This window comes from uncultured Nitrospira sp. (assembly GCA_902500695.1).
Classification (GTDB): domain Bacteria; phylum Nitrospirota; class Nitrospiria; order Nitrospirales; family UBA8639; genus Nitrospira_E.
Map to the genome: position 1 here is coordinate 62,720 of CABVRQ010000001.1, position 19,238 is coordinate 81,957.

The window sequence follows — 19,238 nt, forward strand, 5'->3', positions numbered from 1 at the left end:
AACGAAAAGTGACGGCTTTCGCCTATACCCGGGTTCGTTCACTTCCTTTTCCCACAAGGGGTGACGAGGATGGTTATGAAACTGTGTAGGCATTCACCATGAACCGTTTTTTCACTTGAATATTATGGTTATTTAAATTTCAGACCAGAGTCTGAAACATTGTTCGCATAATCAATGGCTCCGTACACAACAATTAAATTCCCCCACCTTTACACGACACAATCCGCGTGCATGATCAAAATACCAATTGGTTGATCACGATGTTATTCTTCTTGCTCGAATTAGAGACATTAGCGCAGCACCGGGCACATTAGCTGCCGTTGCCAAAGCCTCACAGGACATCCATTCTCTAAGGGTCAGTTATCTATGACATACCAATTTCCCTGATACGTTTCTTGAGAAGAATAAAGGTCAGCAAAATAAAATAGACCGTATCGCCGCACAGCACGTACTGGCTCAAGGCCGAAGCTTGGATTTCGGTCGAGAATGATTGAGCACCACACATGCTTCAACCCGTTCACTTGCAAAAAGCCCTCGACTGGTATTCCCATCAGCCCATGGCATGTTAACCCCATACCCATTTATGCTAAAAATTTCTGTGACGACTCCACAAACGAACCAAATCAACGGTTGAAAAATAAGAGATTGAACCGAGCGTCACAGTATAGCGAGGCTCTCTTCAATATCGACGACCTACAAGGAACCTTGGGATTTTTTAATGAGCAAGGATCGAACTCTTTAAAATTACCTGGGGAAAAATGGCTCTGGAAATTCTCCACCAGAAAGAGAGCTGTCCACAAATTATTGGATTTATTCCATGGCAATGGGCAGGGCAGAATCAGCTTTCCGAATCATTTTTTCATGAGATTGGAGGACTTTAATGTCTTTTCCAGCATTGCCATCTAGCCAAGAAAATGAAAGATATTTTCGGATACAGGATCCCTTCGGTCTTCGGAGAAGTATAGTGCCTTTATTTACAATAGATCGGGAAACACATTTGATTTCTGGGCTAGGAACCTCTTTCCGTGTGGATCCTTTTGGGATGTATCTAACAGCCTATCACGTGCTGGAGTGTCCCGAAACAAGACAAATTATTAATCGTCATTTAGGAACAGTCTTTGGAATGGTGAGTCCTGGGCTAGTTTACGGCCGGCCGCCAATTCCTAAAGATTGCTTTGTCTTTATTGATCATGTTGATAACTATAGAGGGGAAGTTAGCGATCCTATTGGCCGATTACACGGACGCACTGATAATAGAAACATTTTCGATTGTGTTAAGTTTCGCTTTAATCCTGCCAATCAACGGGTCAAGGATTTTACAGATTTTTTGCCATTAAAGATTAGTGGTTCACGGCCTAAAATTGGCGATAGAGTCATGGCCATTGGCTATCCGAATGTCATGGATGTCCAAAATGTTAGGGAAGAAGGTGTGCTGATATTTACTGAGAAAATGTATGGAGCTGTGGGTGAAATAAGGAAACTACTTGAAAATGGGCGGGGTATTAACAAACCGTGGCCAACATTTGAGGTTTCATGCAATTGGCCTGGGGGGATGAGTGGCGGACCTATTTTCAACGAGGACGGCCATGTCATTGGCCTTGTGAGTTCCGGTATAAGCCCCAACAATGAGGATGACGGGGTGGGATATTCATTTTGGTTTCAACCATTAGAGCTATTTGAAAAATGGGTTCCCGCTCTCGATCCCTATAATCCGGGATGGATTCGTGGTTGGGCTGTCCTAAGACGTGAACCTTGGGACTTGCAAGGTTTTTATAAACAGAGCCTGCAAGCCAAAAAGATCTTGGAAACCCTTGGGGCCGACTACGAAATTATATATGGATCAAACAAGTATGGGACCGATGAGTTTATTGGGCATGGAACTTAAGACTTAAATATCCGCCCACCTTGGTCTTACAAAGATATACCCCTTCCTCGCATAGGGACCTGGGTGGAGGTTTATACAATTATACAATAGGTCGCCTCCACGAAAGAAATAAAAATGAAGAAAAAACGGTTCCCTTATTCTCTTTAAATTCAATTTTTTCCAGGGGTCCCAATTTTTTCAGAAAATTTTCCGCGGAAGTCTTCTCTTCCTGAAGTGCACCACACACCATGGACTCCCGGTTGCTGTAGTCGGAAGATCCACTTTTCAGATCCTGGATCACTTTACGAAAATCGCTCTCGCTGGTCTTCTGCTGATTGGTTATACGATGAACAGGGGTCTATGCGACCGTGATGGGACGGCTCTGAGGGCCTTTTTCCGCTTTCACAAAAATAAAAGAAAGCACACAGGGACGAAGACAGCTAATCCCAGTAAGCTTATGACCTGCCACAGAACTTTAATCATTTCCCCCGCTTCCCCTAGCCCTTGATCTTTACCCGAAGAAATCCCTCTGGCAGCATTTCTCTACTCCCCTTTATCTTATCGGCTCATGAATCAGGTTCGTTAAGGGAAAGAAAACCTCGGCTTAAAATTTCATTCTTCTGATGATTGGGAGACATGGACGAGAGGGGGGAAGGAAATGAAATCTCCATTTGGAGAATCACCAATTCTCACGAAGGAATATTCAAAGAGAACAACGGTTCACGGTGCGGCAGTTTGAAAGAGGTTTTTCTGGGCATCCGTCCACAAGCGTTATCTGTGAAGTGCCCACGACTATGGCTGGAAGTTGGCGAAGGAGTCATTAAGAAAGGTTTAGGTGCTCTGCTCCATGACCAAGCAGAAAAATCTTAGGTTTTCCGGGTCCTGAATCCCCGATCGTCCAGTCTCAAAAAACACTTTGACATGTATCGTATTGTTCCTGGAAAGAGAGCATCAAAACGGACATTCCCCCCTCGACGCGTTCTTGCAAACAGCCTCATCTCGCTCAGGATTCCGGCTCAATTTTGAGCCGACACGCCCCCCTTGCCCAGCTTCCCTACTCACATCCCAAAATAGAGCACCATGCTAGCCCGATCCGGGAACAATGCGCCTGTCAGACCCTACTCGCAGAATGCACTCCCGCATGTCGGACAGCAAAGTCGGGGGATTGATTCCTCAACGAATGCTTTGGAACGTCCCGCCCCAGTCAAAAATGCCTTGTAAATTTCATCGAAATACGTGCATGTGTCAGGCACTGCGCAGCCGCGAAAGTCGTACCAGCGCGATGGCCAGTAATGGAAATGCAAGCCCGACTGCGGTAACAACCATGAGCAGCATGCCAAGCTCACTGTAATCCGCCGGCACAGACAAATTGCCGGTCGCGGGATCCTCCACATCGCGCGTGACCGTGAAGATCTGGTTCAAGTACTTTGTTCCTAATTGACTCGCCGAAAGGGCAAGATTGGTGAACGACGCCATGACTGCGAAGAAGGTGGCCTTCAAGTTCTCTGGTGCGGAGTTTGCGATCCAGGCGAGCATCGGGATCATGGCGACCTGACCGAGCGGCGACTCGAGGGCGGTATCGACCAGAGCGATAAATCGCGCGTCCACCAAACCGCCGGTGTGGGCTGCGGTCCACTCGTGAAGACCATAGAACATGCCGATGATCGGCAGGCTCAGGCAGGTGCTCACTGCGGTGAGAACCACCACAACATAGGCGATGGATCTCTCCGCCATGAAACGCCTGAAAATGAACATGCCGAACAGCGTGATGGTGCTCGTAATCAGGGACAGCACCGAGAGGAACTGTTGGTCGAAACCCAGTTCGTCGATCATCCACCAGGTCGAGCCCGCACCGGGCGTTGGGATGGCCCGGTACACGAAAATGATGATCGCGGTCCCCACCAGTGTGCGGCTGGCTTCGGCGTCCAGCGCGCTCACCAGCCGCGACATCAAAAACAAGATGATGGCGAGTGAACCCACGAAAATGATTTCCTGATTGTAGGGTATGCCGCTAAGCCCGGCAGAGAGGGTGAATATCGCGAAGATAAGGCTGCCCCCGAGAATCCACCAGTTCGGTCGCGTTGGGGCTGTATGCCCCTCGACCAGATTTCTCGCTTCCTTCGCAGCATACCCCTGGCTCTCGAGCCGCCTCCTGTCGCGTCGTTTCAGATACCCGCCGAGCAGGACGCCAAGCACTGAAACCACTGGAATCAGCAGCGCGAGCTTGTAGATCTGGACATACACTTCGGATTTCATGTCACCGGACATGGCTTCCACGCCGCTGAACAAGGCCACGTTGAGCAGCGCTACGGCAACGCTTCCGCCGATGATCGCCACCCGCCCCAGGGTTTGCATGGTGGTATGCATCAGCCGGCGCCGTTCCGCCTCTACCGGCTGTCCGTCCTCGTCAATACGAGGAACGGCCTCTACGGTCATCGCGTCCGCCACCACGTCCTGAACCACATAACCCACCGGCGCGAGCAACGCGCTCAGTACGAACCAGGCCTCCACCGGCATGATCGTACGCATGGCATCGGTATGCGCAAGCAACCCGATCATAATGAGGAGACTGCCCGCAATCAGTGTGGCGCCGACGTACACGAGCGCCGCCTTATGCCGCCAGATGAGATCGACAAGATGGCCGAGCGGCATCTTCAACGCCCAGGGAATGCCAGCCCAGAATCCCAGTGCCGCCAGGAATTCCGCCGATAGCCCCAGGAAGTCTTTAACGAAGAATGTCCCGACGATACCGGTAAGCCCGGAAATGCCAGCCGCCACGTAGACCATGAGCGGTGGCAAATAGGAAATTCGCAGTTCACGTCCGAGCTCGAGGACGGTGCGGTCAAACCAACGTTGAATGTTGACCAAGAATGAAATCATAAAATCTATGAAATGATCGTTACGTGGCTTATGGGCGCGAGCGGCATTCTATCGGGAGAAACCATTGCAGGTCACCTATATATTTGCTGGAGTAAACAGCATGATAGGATCATGCGAGTATTGCCATCCATCGTCAGCGACAATCTTCAGATGGCCAACGCACGGCCCCACGCCGCCGAAGGCACAGGCTATGACACGGTGCGGGCTGAGAGAATCAGCACGAGATGTTTCTGCCATTGGCCGCAGCGGTCACGACCACCGAGCGCGTCGAGCTTGGCACCTCTGTGATTATCGCGTTTCTGCAGAAGCTGGTGGCGTTTTCCTGTAATCGCCGTTGGTTTTTGCCCAGTTTGTGGCGCTCGCCGTATGGCGGAGACGGCGGCCCACCTGGTCGAGCAGGTCAGGCCCCAGGAGCCGGTTTGCCCATGGGTGGGCTTGTTTCCCATCTCGCTCCGGCATCGCACGCACCAAAGTCGCACCGGCTTCCCCCCCTGTTCCAGGTCATCCACCGCGCCCGTTCGACCTTTATCATCAAGCAAACCGGTTTGATACATGCCAAAACTCAAACCGGTGCCCTCTCCCTCATTCAGCAGTTTGTCTCTGCTGCCAATTTCATTATCCACCTTCATTGGCTAATGCCCGATAGCTTCTATAGCCTCACGGACTTTGTTTTTGAGAAACCTCTGGTTGCTCGTACTCCAGCACACTTAGAGAGAGTGCCTCTAATCATTTAGAGCCCCGGCCCAGGGAAGAGGTCCCACAACAGGTTTTGACCTAGCCATCTGGGTTGCAAAGCCCTGCCGACCTTGGCGTTACCAGACATTGACCCACTCAATCCGTATCAGTTGCTCTGCTCCTTGTACAAGCAAAAGTGTCTTACGTTTTCTTAATCCTCAATTCCTGATCATCTGGTCACAAAAAACGCTTTGTCATGTATCTTATTCTTCCTAAAAGAAGAACATCAAAACGGACGTTTATGATCATTCGACCCCATGGGTTCATGGAAGGCCGAGCAGCAGAGGCAACCGCTGCTTGATGCAAACGCTATTTACGGAGAAAAATTTTAAGAGTAGGATGTCTTTCATGAGATCTTCACCAAAACGCTTTGCTCTCTTTCTCATCGGCCTGTTCCTCGCATTCAGCTTCAATGCCTATGCGTGCGTGGTGCCGATCTATGCCGACTTGCCGACGCATCAAGTCAGCGACTGCACCATGCCGGGCAAAGGACCCGTATCCCAATTTTGTGACGGTTTCCAATCTTTCCTGATTCAATCCGGAGCCGATCTTTCCTCAGCAGGTCTTTCCAATGTCATGCTTGTGGAAAGCAGTTCTTCTCTTTTTCTGGATTCGAGACTAACCGGAAAATTCGCCCCCATCCCTGCAAGAGGACTTTTGGCACCTTCGAAGAACATCCTTGTCCTTATCTCGGTTTTTCGTATTTGATTCCCTCCCCATTTGTTCATTCATCAGCACATTTCCTGAATTCACACAAGACGAATTATTCGTCTGACATGTTCAAGTTGGCTCGTGAAACACCGCGTGGCCACTTTCCAATATGGGTTAACCGTTGAAGACACGCAAAATATCATCGAATCCGTCATAGGAAGCGAAATTTTGCGTGGACGATCGAATGCCCCGAAGGTCATCTCCCATGATCGGTTGAATGGTGACCGCCACGCTGCTCATACGGTGTTCATCCCCAGCCTGTATTTCATCTGGTGGCCAAGGCAATTACAGAATAATGTTTAACTTGTTTACAATCGAAATGGGCCTGTTTCCCTTTCACACTCCCATTTTATGGAAGCGGACGATTTGGCTCCCGGTCATCCGGTTATTGTGTACGCTTTCCCGTTCAAAAAATACGGCACGGCTGAACCGGATACTCCGACATCGGGATCTGATGGTCATAATGGCCACCAACAATGATCATAGATAGGAAGGACCGGTGGATGCGCCGGATAAATTGAGCGAATACATGCGCGCCAAGAAAGATAACCACGACTTGAGGATAACACGGCGGACATTGCTGAAAGGCATTAGCGCGCTAGGACTCACTGAAGCTTTGGCCCGCCTCCTTCCACATTATGCCTCTGCAGACGCGCCCACAAACAGGGCGAACTCCCGTTCAGTGTTGAATGGACAGACCATTGATTTACGCATTGCCGAGTCTCCGTTTCAAATCGGCAAGTTAACAGGAATGGCAAAGACCATTAACGGCACGTTACCCGGTCCTTTAATTCGTTTGAAGGAAGGTGAAAACGTGACACTCAATGTCACGAACCGATTGATGGAAGATACGTCCATTCACTGGCATGGATTGCTGCTTCCGCCGGACATGGACGGTGTGCCCGGCGTCAGCTTTGCCGGCATCAAGCCGGGTTCGACCTTCACCTACCGCTATCCCATCCGGCAAAGCGGAACCTATTGGTACCACAGCCATTCCGGCTTGCAGGAACAGTCCGGTGTCTACGGACCGCTCATCATCGATCCGATTGAGCCGGAACCATTCAACTATGATCAAGACTTTGTCGTGTTGCTTTCGGATTGGACCTTCGAATCACCGGAAACGGTCTTCGCCAATCTGAAAAAGCAAAGCGACTATTATAATTTCCAGAAGCGCGCCGCTCCCGAATTCTTTTCCGATGTGTCACGAATGGGCCTGGGTGCCGCGCTGCAGAACTACCTGATGTGGGACCGAATGCGGATGGATCCCACGGACTTCGCGGACGTCACCGGGTACACCTATATCTATTTGATGAACGGCTTGGCACCGGAGCAAAATTGGACTGGGCTCTTTCGGCCAGGCGAGCGTATGCGATTGCGTGTTATCAACGCGTCGGCCATGACCTTTTTTGACTTGCGAATACCGGGCCTCACCATGACGGTCGTTCAAGCGGACGGACAAAACGTGCAGCCGGTGGAGGTGGACGAGTTTCGTATCGGACCGGCAGAAACCTACGATGTCATCATCCAACCTGGCGAGGATCGGGCCTACACGCTTTTTGCCGAGACGATGGATCGAAGCGGGTACGCACGCGGCACATTCGCTCCACGGGCAGGCATGACCGCCCCCCTCCCCGACCGTCGTCCGCGGCCTCTCCGAAGCATGAAGGACATGGGCATGTCCATGGAAAACATGGACATGGCCCACATGAAGAATCCCGAGCATCATAGAGAGGCACCGTCGAACAACCAGGGAATGGACGTACCCGGAAAACAGGAAACACAAAATATCCATGACATGAACGACATATCAGACATCACCATGGATAAACCTCGCCAATCAGAAATTCCCGGCAGCACGCCCGTCCAACATGCTCCAGGCCATCATGGTTCCGGCAACCAATCGGTCGCCGAGTATTCGCGTCAACAGCTGGATGAGCCTGGCATCGGGCTGGAGAATACCGGCACACGGGTGCTGGTCTACACCGACTTAAAAAGTCTTACACCCTACCCCGACCAACGGGAGCCTGGGCGTGAGATTGAACTTCACCTCACAGGCCATATGACCCGATACATGTGGTCCTTCGATGGCAAAAAATATTCAGAAGCCAAAGAGCCCATTTTCTTTCGTAATGGCGAACGGCTACGCCTCACCTTCGTCAACGATACGATGATGGAGCATCCCCTACACTTGCACGGGATGTGGATGCACTTGGAGAACGGGGCTGGAGCCTTCCTGCCGCGCAAACATACCGTCATCGTTAAACCGGCCGAGCGGGTTTCCGTCGCAATCACCGCTGACGCCCCAGGACGTTGGGCGTTTCACTGCCATCTGCTCATGCATATGGAAGCGGGAATGTTCCGCGTGGTTGAGGTTTCCGGCGAGGAACCTACGGTACGTTCATGAGGACATCGTTTCGATGCCTCCTCTCACTCACGGTCATCAGTCTCCTCATTTGGGATTTCAATTCGTCGGTCATCTTTGCCCAATCTATCCCCGGCGAATCAACCACCGCTCATGAACACACTCACCACCCCCATACGATACAGCCGGAAGGACAGGCTGGCACCCAATCCGGGAAATTCAGAGAAATGTCGGACACGGGATCCCCTGTATCCAAAGAAGCGGACTGGCCCAGTCCTGTCATGGATGAGCAAAGCCACGGTTTTTTTCTGGCCGATATTCTGGAATATCGCCCACAAGTGGGTGGCACCGGGAGTAAGGACGATTACCGGTGGGATGTGGAAGGCTGGTACGGCGGAGACTACAACCGTATGTGGTTTAAAAGCGAAGGGCAACGGAATACCGCATTCAAAGCAGACTACGACATCGACTCACAACTCCTCTACGGACGATTTATCCAGCAGTATTACGACTTTCAAATGGGAGGGCGTCTCGAAACACAATCCTTTCGGGGCCGAAACGTCACGCGCGGCCTGGCCGTGATCGGGCTACAAGGCCTGGTTCCGTATAAATACGAAATACAACCTGCCCTCTTCATCAGTCAGGACGGTGACGTATCCGCACGCTTGATGACCACCAAAGATCTTTCGTTGAGTCAACGACTGATTCTCCAAGCACGCTTTGAAACGAATGCGGCGATTCAACGCGTCAGGAAATTCACGACCGGTTCGGGACTTAATAATCTCGAACTGGGGTTTCGCCTGCGCTATGAAATTCGACGTCAGTTTGCCCCTTACCTGGGAATCTCCCTGGACAAAAGTTTTGGAGACACGGCCACGCTTGTGCGGGATGAAGGCGGAAATCCCAGTCAGATTCGCTTCGTGGTTGGTGTACGCGCCTGGTTCTAGGAGGGAGGACTTCACGAAGCGTCCTTACTGAGAACCATTTTATCTCTGGTCTAGACCAGGCCTCATCCAACATTTCCCCTCCCAACATATTTACATTTCAAAAATTCCCTGTCCCTATTTACACTCAAGGGTTTTGGACAGTTTCTTCAGGATAGTTCCCCATTTAAGGTACTGAAAGAGTTGCTTGGTCTTATTCATTCTTAGTGCTGCGCTGAATTGTGTGTGCAGCCCTCACAGATGGAGGATTTCACGATGGCTCATCAACATCAGTCCTGTGTAGATGCTTGTGTGCGCTGTGCCCGGGAATGCGAGTGTTGCGCAAATCAATGCTTGGGCGATATGCCTGATTGCGCCCGCCTCTGTATCGATTGCGCGGATGTCTGCTGGTCCTGTACGGCATTCATGAGCAGAGATTCGGAATTTAGTGCCGAGCTCTGCGGTATCTGTGCCACCATTTGTGACGCCTGCGCTGCGGAATGCGAAAAACATGACAATGAACATTGCCGAAGATGTGCGGAAGCCTGCCGTCAATGCGCGGAGGAATGCCGCAAGATGGGTAAAAGCGCAGGAACTCGGCAACAGCCTGCCGGGGCTAGCCGCTAATCGTGTTGTCAATACGACTCGGACAAGGTGCTTTCCCTTGCCCGACACCATAGCTTGAAAAGTCTCCCAACCTTTGCCCCACACCTTTAATCTAGGGGCATGATTTTGACTAAGAGGTAATTATTTTTTTATTGGACACCCTGGATATTTACCCAGCTGAAACACTTGCCCAAATCCATAGAGGCCGCCAAGCTACGAAATAGACCGCCCCACAAGCCTGGCGCAATAGCCATTTTTGTCCTTTGTCCTGGAGGGCTTTCAATAAGAGTAGAAGGGCGGAGATACCTCCCCTTTAGCTCAAATCCACCTCAACGTAGTGATCCCGGCGGTCGTCCACCAGGTGGATACTGCCTTGCGGTCGCCCTTTCGCATCTAGGCCCACTCCATCGATCTCGACACCGTCCATCGTTAAACGGCTCACCTGGTTCGGCTTTTCACCAACGCGCTTAAAGGTGATGTGATAGACGGTCTCGCGAAAGCGATAGTGAACTTTGTACGACTCCCAATAGCCTGGTATACACGGTCGCATGCACAGATGATCCACTTCCAGATGCAGGCCAAGAAGCGTTTCCACAGCCAGTCGGTACATCCAGCCTGCCGCTCCGGTGTACCACGTCCAGCCCCCCCGGCTGGTGTGTGGCGGCGCACCGTAAATATCCGCGCACATGACGTAGGGCTCGACCTTATAGCGTTCAATATCATCCGGTTGACTCCCGTGATTGATGGGATTGAGCATGTTGAACAATTCCCACGCCCGCTCCCTGTCACCCAACATGGCAAACGCCGTTGTCGTCCAAATGGCGGCATGGGTGTATTGGCCACCATTTTCGCGGACGCCGGGCACATAGCCTTTGATATAACCCGGTTCCAGATCTGAGGTATCGAATGGCGGAGCAAGGAGTTGAATGAGTTGAGCCTCGCGTCGCACCAGGCGTGTGTCCACCGCCTCCATCGCCTGACGGGCTCGATTGGGATCGCCGCCACCCGAAATGACCGCCCAACTCTGGCTGATCGAATCAATCTGGCATTCGGCATTCTCGGACGAGCCCAGGGGGGTGCCATTATCGAAATACGCCCGCCGATACCATTCGCCATCCCAGGCACTGGCCTCAATGTTGTCGCGCAGCAGCGAAGCCTGCCCGGTGCACATTTCGGCAAACGCCTCGTCACCTCGACGACGAGCCAGGGCTGCAAACAGCTGAAGGTTTTCGTACAGGAACCATGCCAGCCACACACTCTCACCCTTGCCATCACGACCGACGAGATTCATCCCGTCGTTCCAATCTCCACAGCCCATGAGGGGTAATTGATGTTCACCGAAACGTAATCCATGTTTGATTGACCGCACGCAATGTTCATAGAGGCTGGCCACTTCAGTCGAACGTTGCGGCTGGTCGTAGTATGCCTCCTCTTCCGGATTCAACTCACGGCCCTCAAGGAAATGGACCGACTCGTCGAGGATTCCCGTATCGCCGGTGGCCAGAACATACCGGCAGGCGGCATACGGAAGCCACAGATAATCATCGGAGAAATGCGTCCGTACGCCTTGTCCATTGGGCGGATGCCACCAATGTTGTACGTCACCCTTGCGGAATTGACGCTCGGCACAACGAAGCAACTGCTCCCGGGCAAGCCAGGGCGTGGCATGAATGAGCGCCATGGTGTCTTGCAATTGATCACGGAAACCGTAGGCCCCACCGGACTGATAATACCCGCTTCGTCCCCAGAGGCGGCAGGACAAAGTCTGGTAGACCAACCAACCGTTGGCCAACACGTCCAACGCTCGATCCGGCGTCTCCACATGCACCGCTCCCAGAGTCCGGTTCCAGTGGTCCCACACCGCTTCCAAGGCCCAACGTGCACCAGCCGGTCCGCCGAATCGTTCGATAAAATATTGCGCCTCATCGGTGTTGCGGGCTGCGCCAAAGATGAACACGATCTCCCGCTCCTGCCCCTCGGCCAGTTCGATCGAGGTCTGTATGGCCGCGCAGGGATCAAGACCCGCGCCGGTTTTACCGGATAAACGCTTGAGGCGCATTGCGGCCGGGCTGGCCAGGGAGCCATTGCGGCCAATGAACTCTGTACGGTTTCCCGTCACCGTGCGCTCTCGCTCGCTGACCTGAACAAAGACCATTCGATTGGCACATTCGCGGCCATACGGATTGCGGGCAAACAGGGCCCCGCTGTGTGGATCCGTCTCGGTCACAATGTGCATCATATTGGTGTGGCGCCACTCTCCGAGTACCAACTCCCAATACCCGGTCAGCGACAATCGACGCGGCCCCTTCGAATGGTTGCGCAGCTTGATCACCACAAACTTCACCGGTGCGTCCATGGCGACATAGGTGAACAGTTCCGAGGCGATGCCGGCTTCGTGATGCTCGAACACGCTGTACCCGAACCCGTGCCGACACACATAGCCGGACCGACCGGATGCGGGCAATGGCGTCGGCGACCAGAACGCACCGGTTTCCTCATCGCGAATGTAGAGCGCCTCGCCGCTCCTGTCGCTCAGCGGGTCATTGTGCCATGTGGTCAGCCTGAACTCGTGCGCGTTTTCCACCCAGGTATACGCGCTCCCGCTCTCGCTGACGACCGTGCCAATGTGTGGGCTGGCGATGACATTTGCCCAGGGCGCCGGCGTATATTCACCAGGTTCAAGAGTGACGACATATTCGCGCCCATCGGGCGTGAACCCACCCAGACCGTTACAAAAAATTTGTTCACGGGCCGCCAATGGTTGGGCCGCTATGACTGCCGGTTGCCGCAATGACTCCAAACGGTCCGGCAGACGCACGACCGGGACGAGGCGCTCCACCTGTTCGAGTAATGTTTCGGCGCTATCGGTCAGCACGACGCGGGCGACTGTCTGGAACAAGACCCGATCCTCCTCGGACAATTCTTCGGCACGTCGCACAAAGACCCCACCCGGTCTGTCAATAATTTGCGCTTCGGGACCCGCATTGATTAACCCCATGATCTGATCTTGCAGCACCGCCCGATAGCCAGAGAAATCCTCATTCACGATCACCAAATCCGCAATCAAACCCTTCATCCTCCAATACCCATGAGCTTGCAGGACCTGTTTGACCAGGTCAATGCGGTTCCGGTCACCGATACGGAGCAGGACGATCGGCAAATCGCCCGAGACGACAAAACGCCAAAGCCCTGACTGACCAAGCTGGTTGCGGGCAATGACGCTCGGTGCAGCACGGTGCAAGCCATTGGCGAAAATGACGGAGGTGGCCAGGCGTCCATAGACCTGAGCCTCCGATTCGGTGGCGTTGAGGTGACGCAAAACCTCCTGACTCTGGAACCATGCCATTTCAAAGGCACGCTCAACGAAGTGCCGGTCACAATACTTCTCAAGCAACGCCAATGCGACCTCACGGGTTTCTGCGACACCGGAGATGATCTGGACGGTCGCGGATTCGTCAGGTAACAACGTGATGGTACGGCGGATGGCCACGATAGGATCCAGCACCGACCCATCTGTGTTCGACAACATCGACGGACTTTCGCGACTTTCCAGGGCAACCGGGTTGGCCGCCGTTCGCCCCCGCCCGACAAATTTAGCGCGGTCGGTCTCGTATGACGGCTCGTCGGCCACAGCCCCGGGCGCGGCCAACAGGTGAAACATCCACGGCATCGCCTCCCCAGGAGTGCGGGCACGCCGCCGGCAGAGGATCGCCTGACGGTCCGGCAGGATTTCAGTTTGCACGAACAGGTTGCTGAATGATCGATGGGCCAGGTCGGCATTCAATGGCGCCAGGACGACCTCCGCATAACTCGTCACCTCGATATGACGGATACGAGTCGACAGATTAGTGAGCGTGACGCGTCGGATTTCAACATCGTCTTCAGGTGACACGCTGATCTCCGTGTGCGCCTCAATCCCCTGGTCACGCCGCCGATATTCGGCGCGCCCCTGCACAAAAATTGCTTCATAGTGATCGGCCTTGCGCAAAGTCGGTTGATGCGCCGTTGACCAGTACCGTCCCGAGTCGCGGTCACGCAAGTAGATGAATGTGCCCCAACAATCGGACGTGACGTCCTCGCGCCAACGGGTCACGGCCAGGTCACGCCAGCGACTGTACCCGCCACCGGCATGAGTCGCCATGAGGTGGTACCTGCCATTGGACAACAGATGCACTTCAGGTATCGGCGTGTTCGGGTCGAGAAACACGCGCATGATTGCCCCACCTTCCGCAGCAGCAGGCCGCGCGGCGGCGCTCACTTCAGCCGCATGCGGATGCAACGTCGCTCCCTTCTTCGGCACACGCTCCTGCAGCAACAATTCCGTCGCCCGTATCTGTGGAGCAGACATGAAACGGCGCTGCATCGGTTGATTGAGCAAGACATGCGCAAAAGCCAACAGGCTCATGCCTTGATGATGCGCCATGAATGTGCGCACGATGGCGTGATTCTTCCCTCGAGGCACGCGTGAGGGCGTGTAATCCACCGCCTCGTAGAATCCGTAGACGCCACAGAATCCATTGGTCGCCATGGTCTGTAAGTTGCGACAGGCTTCTCTCGGCATCACTATGAGCGCCAGCGCGCTGGCGTACGGCGCGATGACCAGATCGTCTCCCAGTCCCCGCTTAAAGCCCAGCCCGGGAACGCCAAACGCCCGGTATTGATAGACGTGGTGCATATCGGTGGCGTTATAGCAGGATTCGGATATGCCCCAGGGCACCGCTCGTTGTCGGCCGTATTCGATCTGGCGCGACACCGCAGCCCTGCAGGTCTCCTCCAACAAGGTGTTCTGGTAACTCGGCATAATCAGTTGCGGCATGAGATACTCGAACATCGAGCCGCTCCACGAAATTAAACTCACGGCGCCGCCATAACTGGTCAGCTGACGCCCGAGTGAGAACCAATGCTTTTGCGGGACTTGTCCCTGGGCGATAAGCAGAAAACTTGCCAGGCGTGCTTCTGATGCCAGCAAATCGTAACAGGACGGATCACGGCGCCGTTCCCCCACATCGTATCCAATGGTCAGCAGACCGCAGGACGTATCATAAAGAAACTCAAAGTCCATCACCGCCAATTCGCGGCAACGATCAACCAGATCGTCGATGATTCTCATCCGTTCCACCGCACTCGTATGCGCGGATACGCCCACCCCGGCTGAAGACAGCCCTTCCGTCCCCACGCCCGGCTTTCTGGCCAGTTCCGCCAGTGTCGGGATGGTAGTGAAGTGCCGCGGCTCGGGCACCAACCATCTCAGGTCATCTCGCAGTGCGCAGGATTGCTGATCGAATGCCTGCGCCCACTGATACAGTTCGCCATCGATATCGCTATCCGCCGGGAGCCAGGCCACCAGGTCCCCGGCAGTGCGGTGAATCTCTTCCAGCAGCCGATCGGCAGCCGCCAATGTCTGTGGCTCCCCGTTCAATGTGAGTGTATGAAGATTGTCCTGAAGAGCCTTGATCTTCTTCGAAAGGTCCGGGGCTGGTCTCGAGGGCACGTGTTCGGCAAGGACCTGTAAGGTGTCCTGCAGGCCACGAAACGGGCACGAGGACAGCACCGGCTGATCTTTCAACTCGGCCAAACCCGCTTGCAAAGTGAGCAAACTGCCGGCCAGGTTTCCGCTGTCCACCGACGAGACATAGAGCGGACGAAGCGGTTTCAGCGTGCGTGTGTCGTACCAGTTATATAAATGGCCGCGGTAGCGTTCCAGCTTTTCCATCGTCGCCAAGGTGTGATCCGTACGCCGCAGAAATTCTCCGGCGGAAAGGTACCCGAAATCGTAGGCAGACAAGTTCGCCAGTAGCGACATGCCGATGTTTGTCGGCGAGGTGCGGGAGGCGATGCCCGAAGCCGGATATTCCTGGAAATTATCGGGTGGCAGCCAGTTGTCCTCCGGACTGACGAACTTCGCGAAGAAACGCCACGTTCGCCGGGCCGAGGCCCGAAGGAAGGCCCGTTGCTCAACGGTCAAGTCCGGGACGGGAACCACAAGGGGCAGACTGATCCACCAGCCGATGACTGGCGACCCCAGCCAAAGCAACAACACGGGCGCACAGAAAAGCCACTCATCCGGCCGGCTGACCCCTAAGGCAAAGATCAGGACCACCGCCAGAGCAGGCCCGATCCACATCTCCATAAAAAAATCACGCAATGTCCGTCGTGCATTGCGACGGACATAGGATCGCATATGCCAGAGTAACAATCCCCGTCTCGTGAACAGCATCCGCACCCCCGAGCGCAGAATCGCATTCAGGCTAATCAGCGTCTCGTAGGGCAACAAAACCACGGTGAGCACCGCGAGCATGAACGGATGGCCTGTGGATTTGCTTTTGAGGATGAGGTGCACCAGCCAATCCCGCTCTTCAGGTTTCCGGATGAAATCGATCATGGCTCCGAGCACGATGGGCAAAAATACCACCCCCCCGACCAACAGAGTCCAGACCCATGCCGATCCCGGACCAAACAGCCAACCACCGACCAGCAAGGCCAGCAGTGAGGGGGACACAAGGCTGCGTCGAAGATTGTCAAATATTTTCCACACCGACAAGGCTGTCAGCGGGTTCGGTGGCCGTTGCGCCTTCGATCCATTGGGCCATGGCGGTCCAGGCACATGCGGGAGCAGCCAGCCGGCAAGTTGCCAGTCACCGCGTATCCACCGATGTCGCCGGCTAGACTCTATGGCGTAACTGGCCGGATGCTCTTCAATGATATCGACATCGGTGACCAGTGCTGAACGTGCATACCCGCTTTCCAGCAAGTCATGACTGAGAATGAGGTTCTCCGGAAAGCGTCCATCGACGGCCTGGCGAAACGCATCCACATCGTAAATGCCTTTACCGATGAACGACCCCTCACCGAAAATATCCTGATACACATCCGAGACCTCGCGCGTATAAGGATCGACGCCTGATTCACCTGCGAACAGTTTCGTAAACCGTGATTGACCGGCACTGATCAGGCTGATTGACGTGCGTGGTTGAAGAATGGCGTAGCCTTCGATGATACGTCCCTGGTCGGGATCGTATACCGGCCGATTGAGAGGATGAGCCATGTTGCCGATCAAGGTGCGTGCCGTGTCACGGGGTAGTTGCGTATCGGTATCCAACGTGATGACATATTTGATTGAACTGAGAAGGGATGAATCACCGACAATATTCGAGAAGGCCGTTTGCCCCTCTCCCCGCAGCACGGCGTTGAACTGCTCCAGCTTGCCGCGTTTGCGCTCATACCCCATCCACACTTTTTCGTATGGATTCCACATCCGAGGCCGGTGAAACAGATAGAAGATGCACGGGCGGTCCTCGCGGTAGGTCTCATTGAGCGCCTGGACACCTGCGGAAGCCCGGGCGAGCAAGGCGTCATCATCCGGCAGCATACGCTCAGGCGCGTCACGAAAATCCGTCAGCAAGGCAAAGAAAAGATTGGGATCGCGATTCCCCAGATATCGGATCTCCAGAGCTTCGAGAAGATCATCAATCTCTTGGGACCTGCTCAGCAAGGTGGGAACAACAACCATCGTGCGGTGAACGGATGGAATACGCCCTGAGAAATCCAAGCGTGGTAACGCCCGAGGCGCCAAGGTCAGCGTGACCACCAGATTCACCAACGAGACGGCCAGCGCCGAGACACCCATCATCCCGGTTATCCCCAAAAACCAGAACCGCCAATCATCCGGCCCGAACCCCTCGAAAGCGAACAGCACGACCGATGTCGCCAGGGCAGTGAGCAACAGGATGGGTCCGAGATACAGGGTCAGGCGAAAAGGCCGACTCGCCCGGCTGAACCGCAATTTCCACGACACACGGCAGTTCACCCCACGTTCCAGTACGTCGCGTCCGTGATCGATCAGGTAGTATCCGACATGAGACGCACGGTCGTTGGAACCCATTCGCTCTGCAGCAGTCTGCGCAAGCTCAATGGCTTGGCGTGCCACCGCCCATTCACTGCACGAACTGCCTCTCGCCACATCTTCGATGACATGCCGATACCGGTCGCGGGTCGCGAAATCCTGGTTGGTGTACATTCCCGTCGGGTCTTCACACAATATCTGTTCGACGACACTGAGCGACTCGACGTAATTCTTCCAGTCCATTGCTCCGATGAAACGCAGACTCCCGATACTGTTGGCGATGGAGATCTGATTGGTCGCGGCCGTTCGGCCTGCCGCCTCCGACAACTGCGTCGCCGTCACCCCTTGTTCGAGTAATTTATGTTCGACCCAGGTTTGAATGAACGCCATAGCCGGCCCCTGAGCCTGGAGTCTTGCGTAAAATTCCTCCACAAACGGTGCGGTCAACGGCACATCGGCATTGGCGAACTCGGCGAGCAACTGAACCAGCTGTTTCGGTTCTTCTTCAGCCATCGCATGCATGCGGTCTGCCCAACTGATAGCCGCGTCGCGCTCCTCGCGCCGACGGGCAATACGCAACCCCACGCGACGAAGGTTTTCCAGGAGCGCCAACTGCAGCATAATCGGGAATGCCCACAATTCGCCCAGTTTTAACGGTTCAACGGTCTGGTAGGCGGCGACGATATGGATGGCATTGTCGCTGTCGACACGACCGTCCATATGAGAGATCAACTCCAACGCCAGGTCATAGATTCTGGGAAAACCGGCTGACGGGCCATCAGCCAGTCGCGGTAACTGCCGGCTGTACCCTCGCGGCAGATGCCGACGTGCCAGAACGATCTGCTGCTCGATAAGGTAAAAATTATCAAGCAACCATGCCTCTGCCGGAACGATCCGTTGTCCGGGCGTCACGGCGGCTGTCACAAGATCATACGCCGCCAGCAACACGCGCTCATTGTCCGCCAGCCGCGGTAATAATCTGTCCGGCCCGGGGTGCGGATCGATTTTATGCTGACCGGCTAGCGTGACCGCATGACGTTTCAATTGCTCGATGCTGAACAGCTCCGAGCGCAGCAACTCTGTATCCCCGGCGTCACGCAACGCATTCAGTGCGGGTAATAAAAATCCGAATTTTTTTCCGAAATTTTTAATGACGATGACATTCTCCTCGCTCGAACTTTGGGTTGTTCGCGCAGTACCGGCCTTATGACCTGTGTGTGCCAAAATGTCATGCTACGTGTTTTCAACACGTCAGCCAGTGACCTGTCGATGGCCAATGTTTACATTGTCTTGGCTGGGATTGAGATTAACAGG

General features: G+C 54.2%; 8 protein-coding genes. 5 read left to right on the forward strand and 3 right to left on the reverse strand.

The genetic code is table 11. From position 1 onward, the window contains the following. Positions 1-880: 880 nt before the first annotated feature. A complete protein-coding gene (locus AAH187_RS00225) occupies positions 881-1,885 on the forward strand; it encodes a serine protease (protein WP_342346417.1) in 1,005 nt (334 codons plus the stop codon). Positions 1,886-3,109: 1,224 nt separating this feature from the next. On the opposite strand, the gene AAH187_RS00230 is transcribed toward AAH187_RS00225, so the two are convergent. Further along, entirely contained in the window at positions 3,110-4,732 is a 1,623-nt protein-coding gene (locus tag AAH187_RS00230) for a hypothetical protein (RefSeq protein WP_342346418.1), read from the reverse strand. A 236-nt stretch (positions 4,733-4,968) separates the two neighbouring features. On the opposite strand from AAH187_RS00230, the gene AAH187_RS00235 reads away from it, so the two are divergent. Next, positions 4,969-5,478: a hypothetical protein gene (locus AAH187_RS00235; protein WP_342346463.1), complete on the forward strand. Its 510-nt coding sequence runs from the start codon at positions 4,969-4,971 to the stop codon at positions 5,476-5,478. 349 nt (positions 5,479-5,827) lie between these two features. Continuing rightward, on the forward strand, positions 5,828-6,187 hold the full coding sequence (locus AAH187_RS00240; RefSeq protein ID WP_342346419.1) for a hypothetical protein: 360 nt from the start codon (positions 5,828-5,830) through the stop codon (positions 6,185-6,187). A 117-nt stretch (positions 6,188-6,304) separates the two neighbouring features. Here the strand turns inward: AAH187_RS00240 and AAH187_RS00245 are convergent, their stop codons facing one another. Next, positions 6,305-6,430, reverse strand: coding sequence for a hypothetical protein (locus AAH187_RS00245; RefSeq protein ID WP_342346420.1), 126 nt, complete (start codon positions 6,428-6,430; stop codon positions 6,305-6,307). 259 nt (positions 6,431-6,689) lie between these two features. Between AAH187_RS00245 and AAH187_RS00250 the strand changes: the two genes are divergently transcribed. Both AAH187_RS00250 and AAH187_RS00255 read left to right on the forward strand, forming a co-directional pair. Continuing rightward, the gene (locus tag AAH187_RS00250) at positions 6,690-8,594 is read left to right on the forward strand and encodes a copper resistance system multicopper oxidase (protein ID WP_342346421.1); all 1,905 of its coding nucleotides are present in this window, start codon (positions 6,690-6,692) and stop codon (positions 8,592-8,594) included. Continuing rightward, the gene (locus tag AAH187_RS00255) at positions 8,591-9,499 is read left to right on the forward strand and encodes a copper resistance protein B (protein ID WP_342346422.1); all 909 of its coding nucleotides are present in this window, start codon (positions 8,591-8,593) and stop codon (positions 9,497-9,499) included. Before AAH187_RS00250 ends, AAH187_RS00255 begins: the two co-directional genes overlap by 4 nt. Positions 9,500-10,394: 895 nt before the next feature. Here AAH187_RS00255 and AAH187_RS00260 read toward each other — a convergent pair. Continuing rightward, a complete protein-coding gene (locus AAH187_RS00260) occupies positions 10,395-19,148 on the reverse strand; it encodes a glucoamylase family protein (RefSeq protein ID WP_342346423.1) in 8,754 nt (2,917 codons plus the stop codon). Positions 19,149-19,238 lie beyond the last annotated feature (90 nt).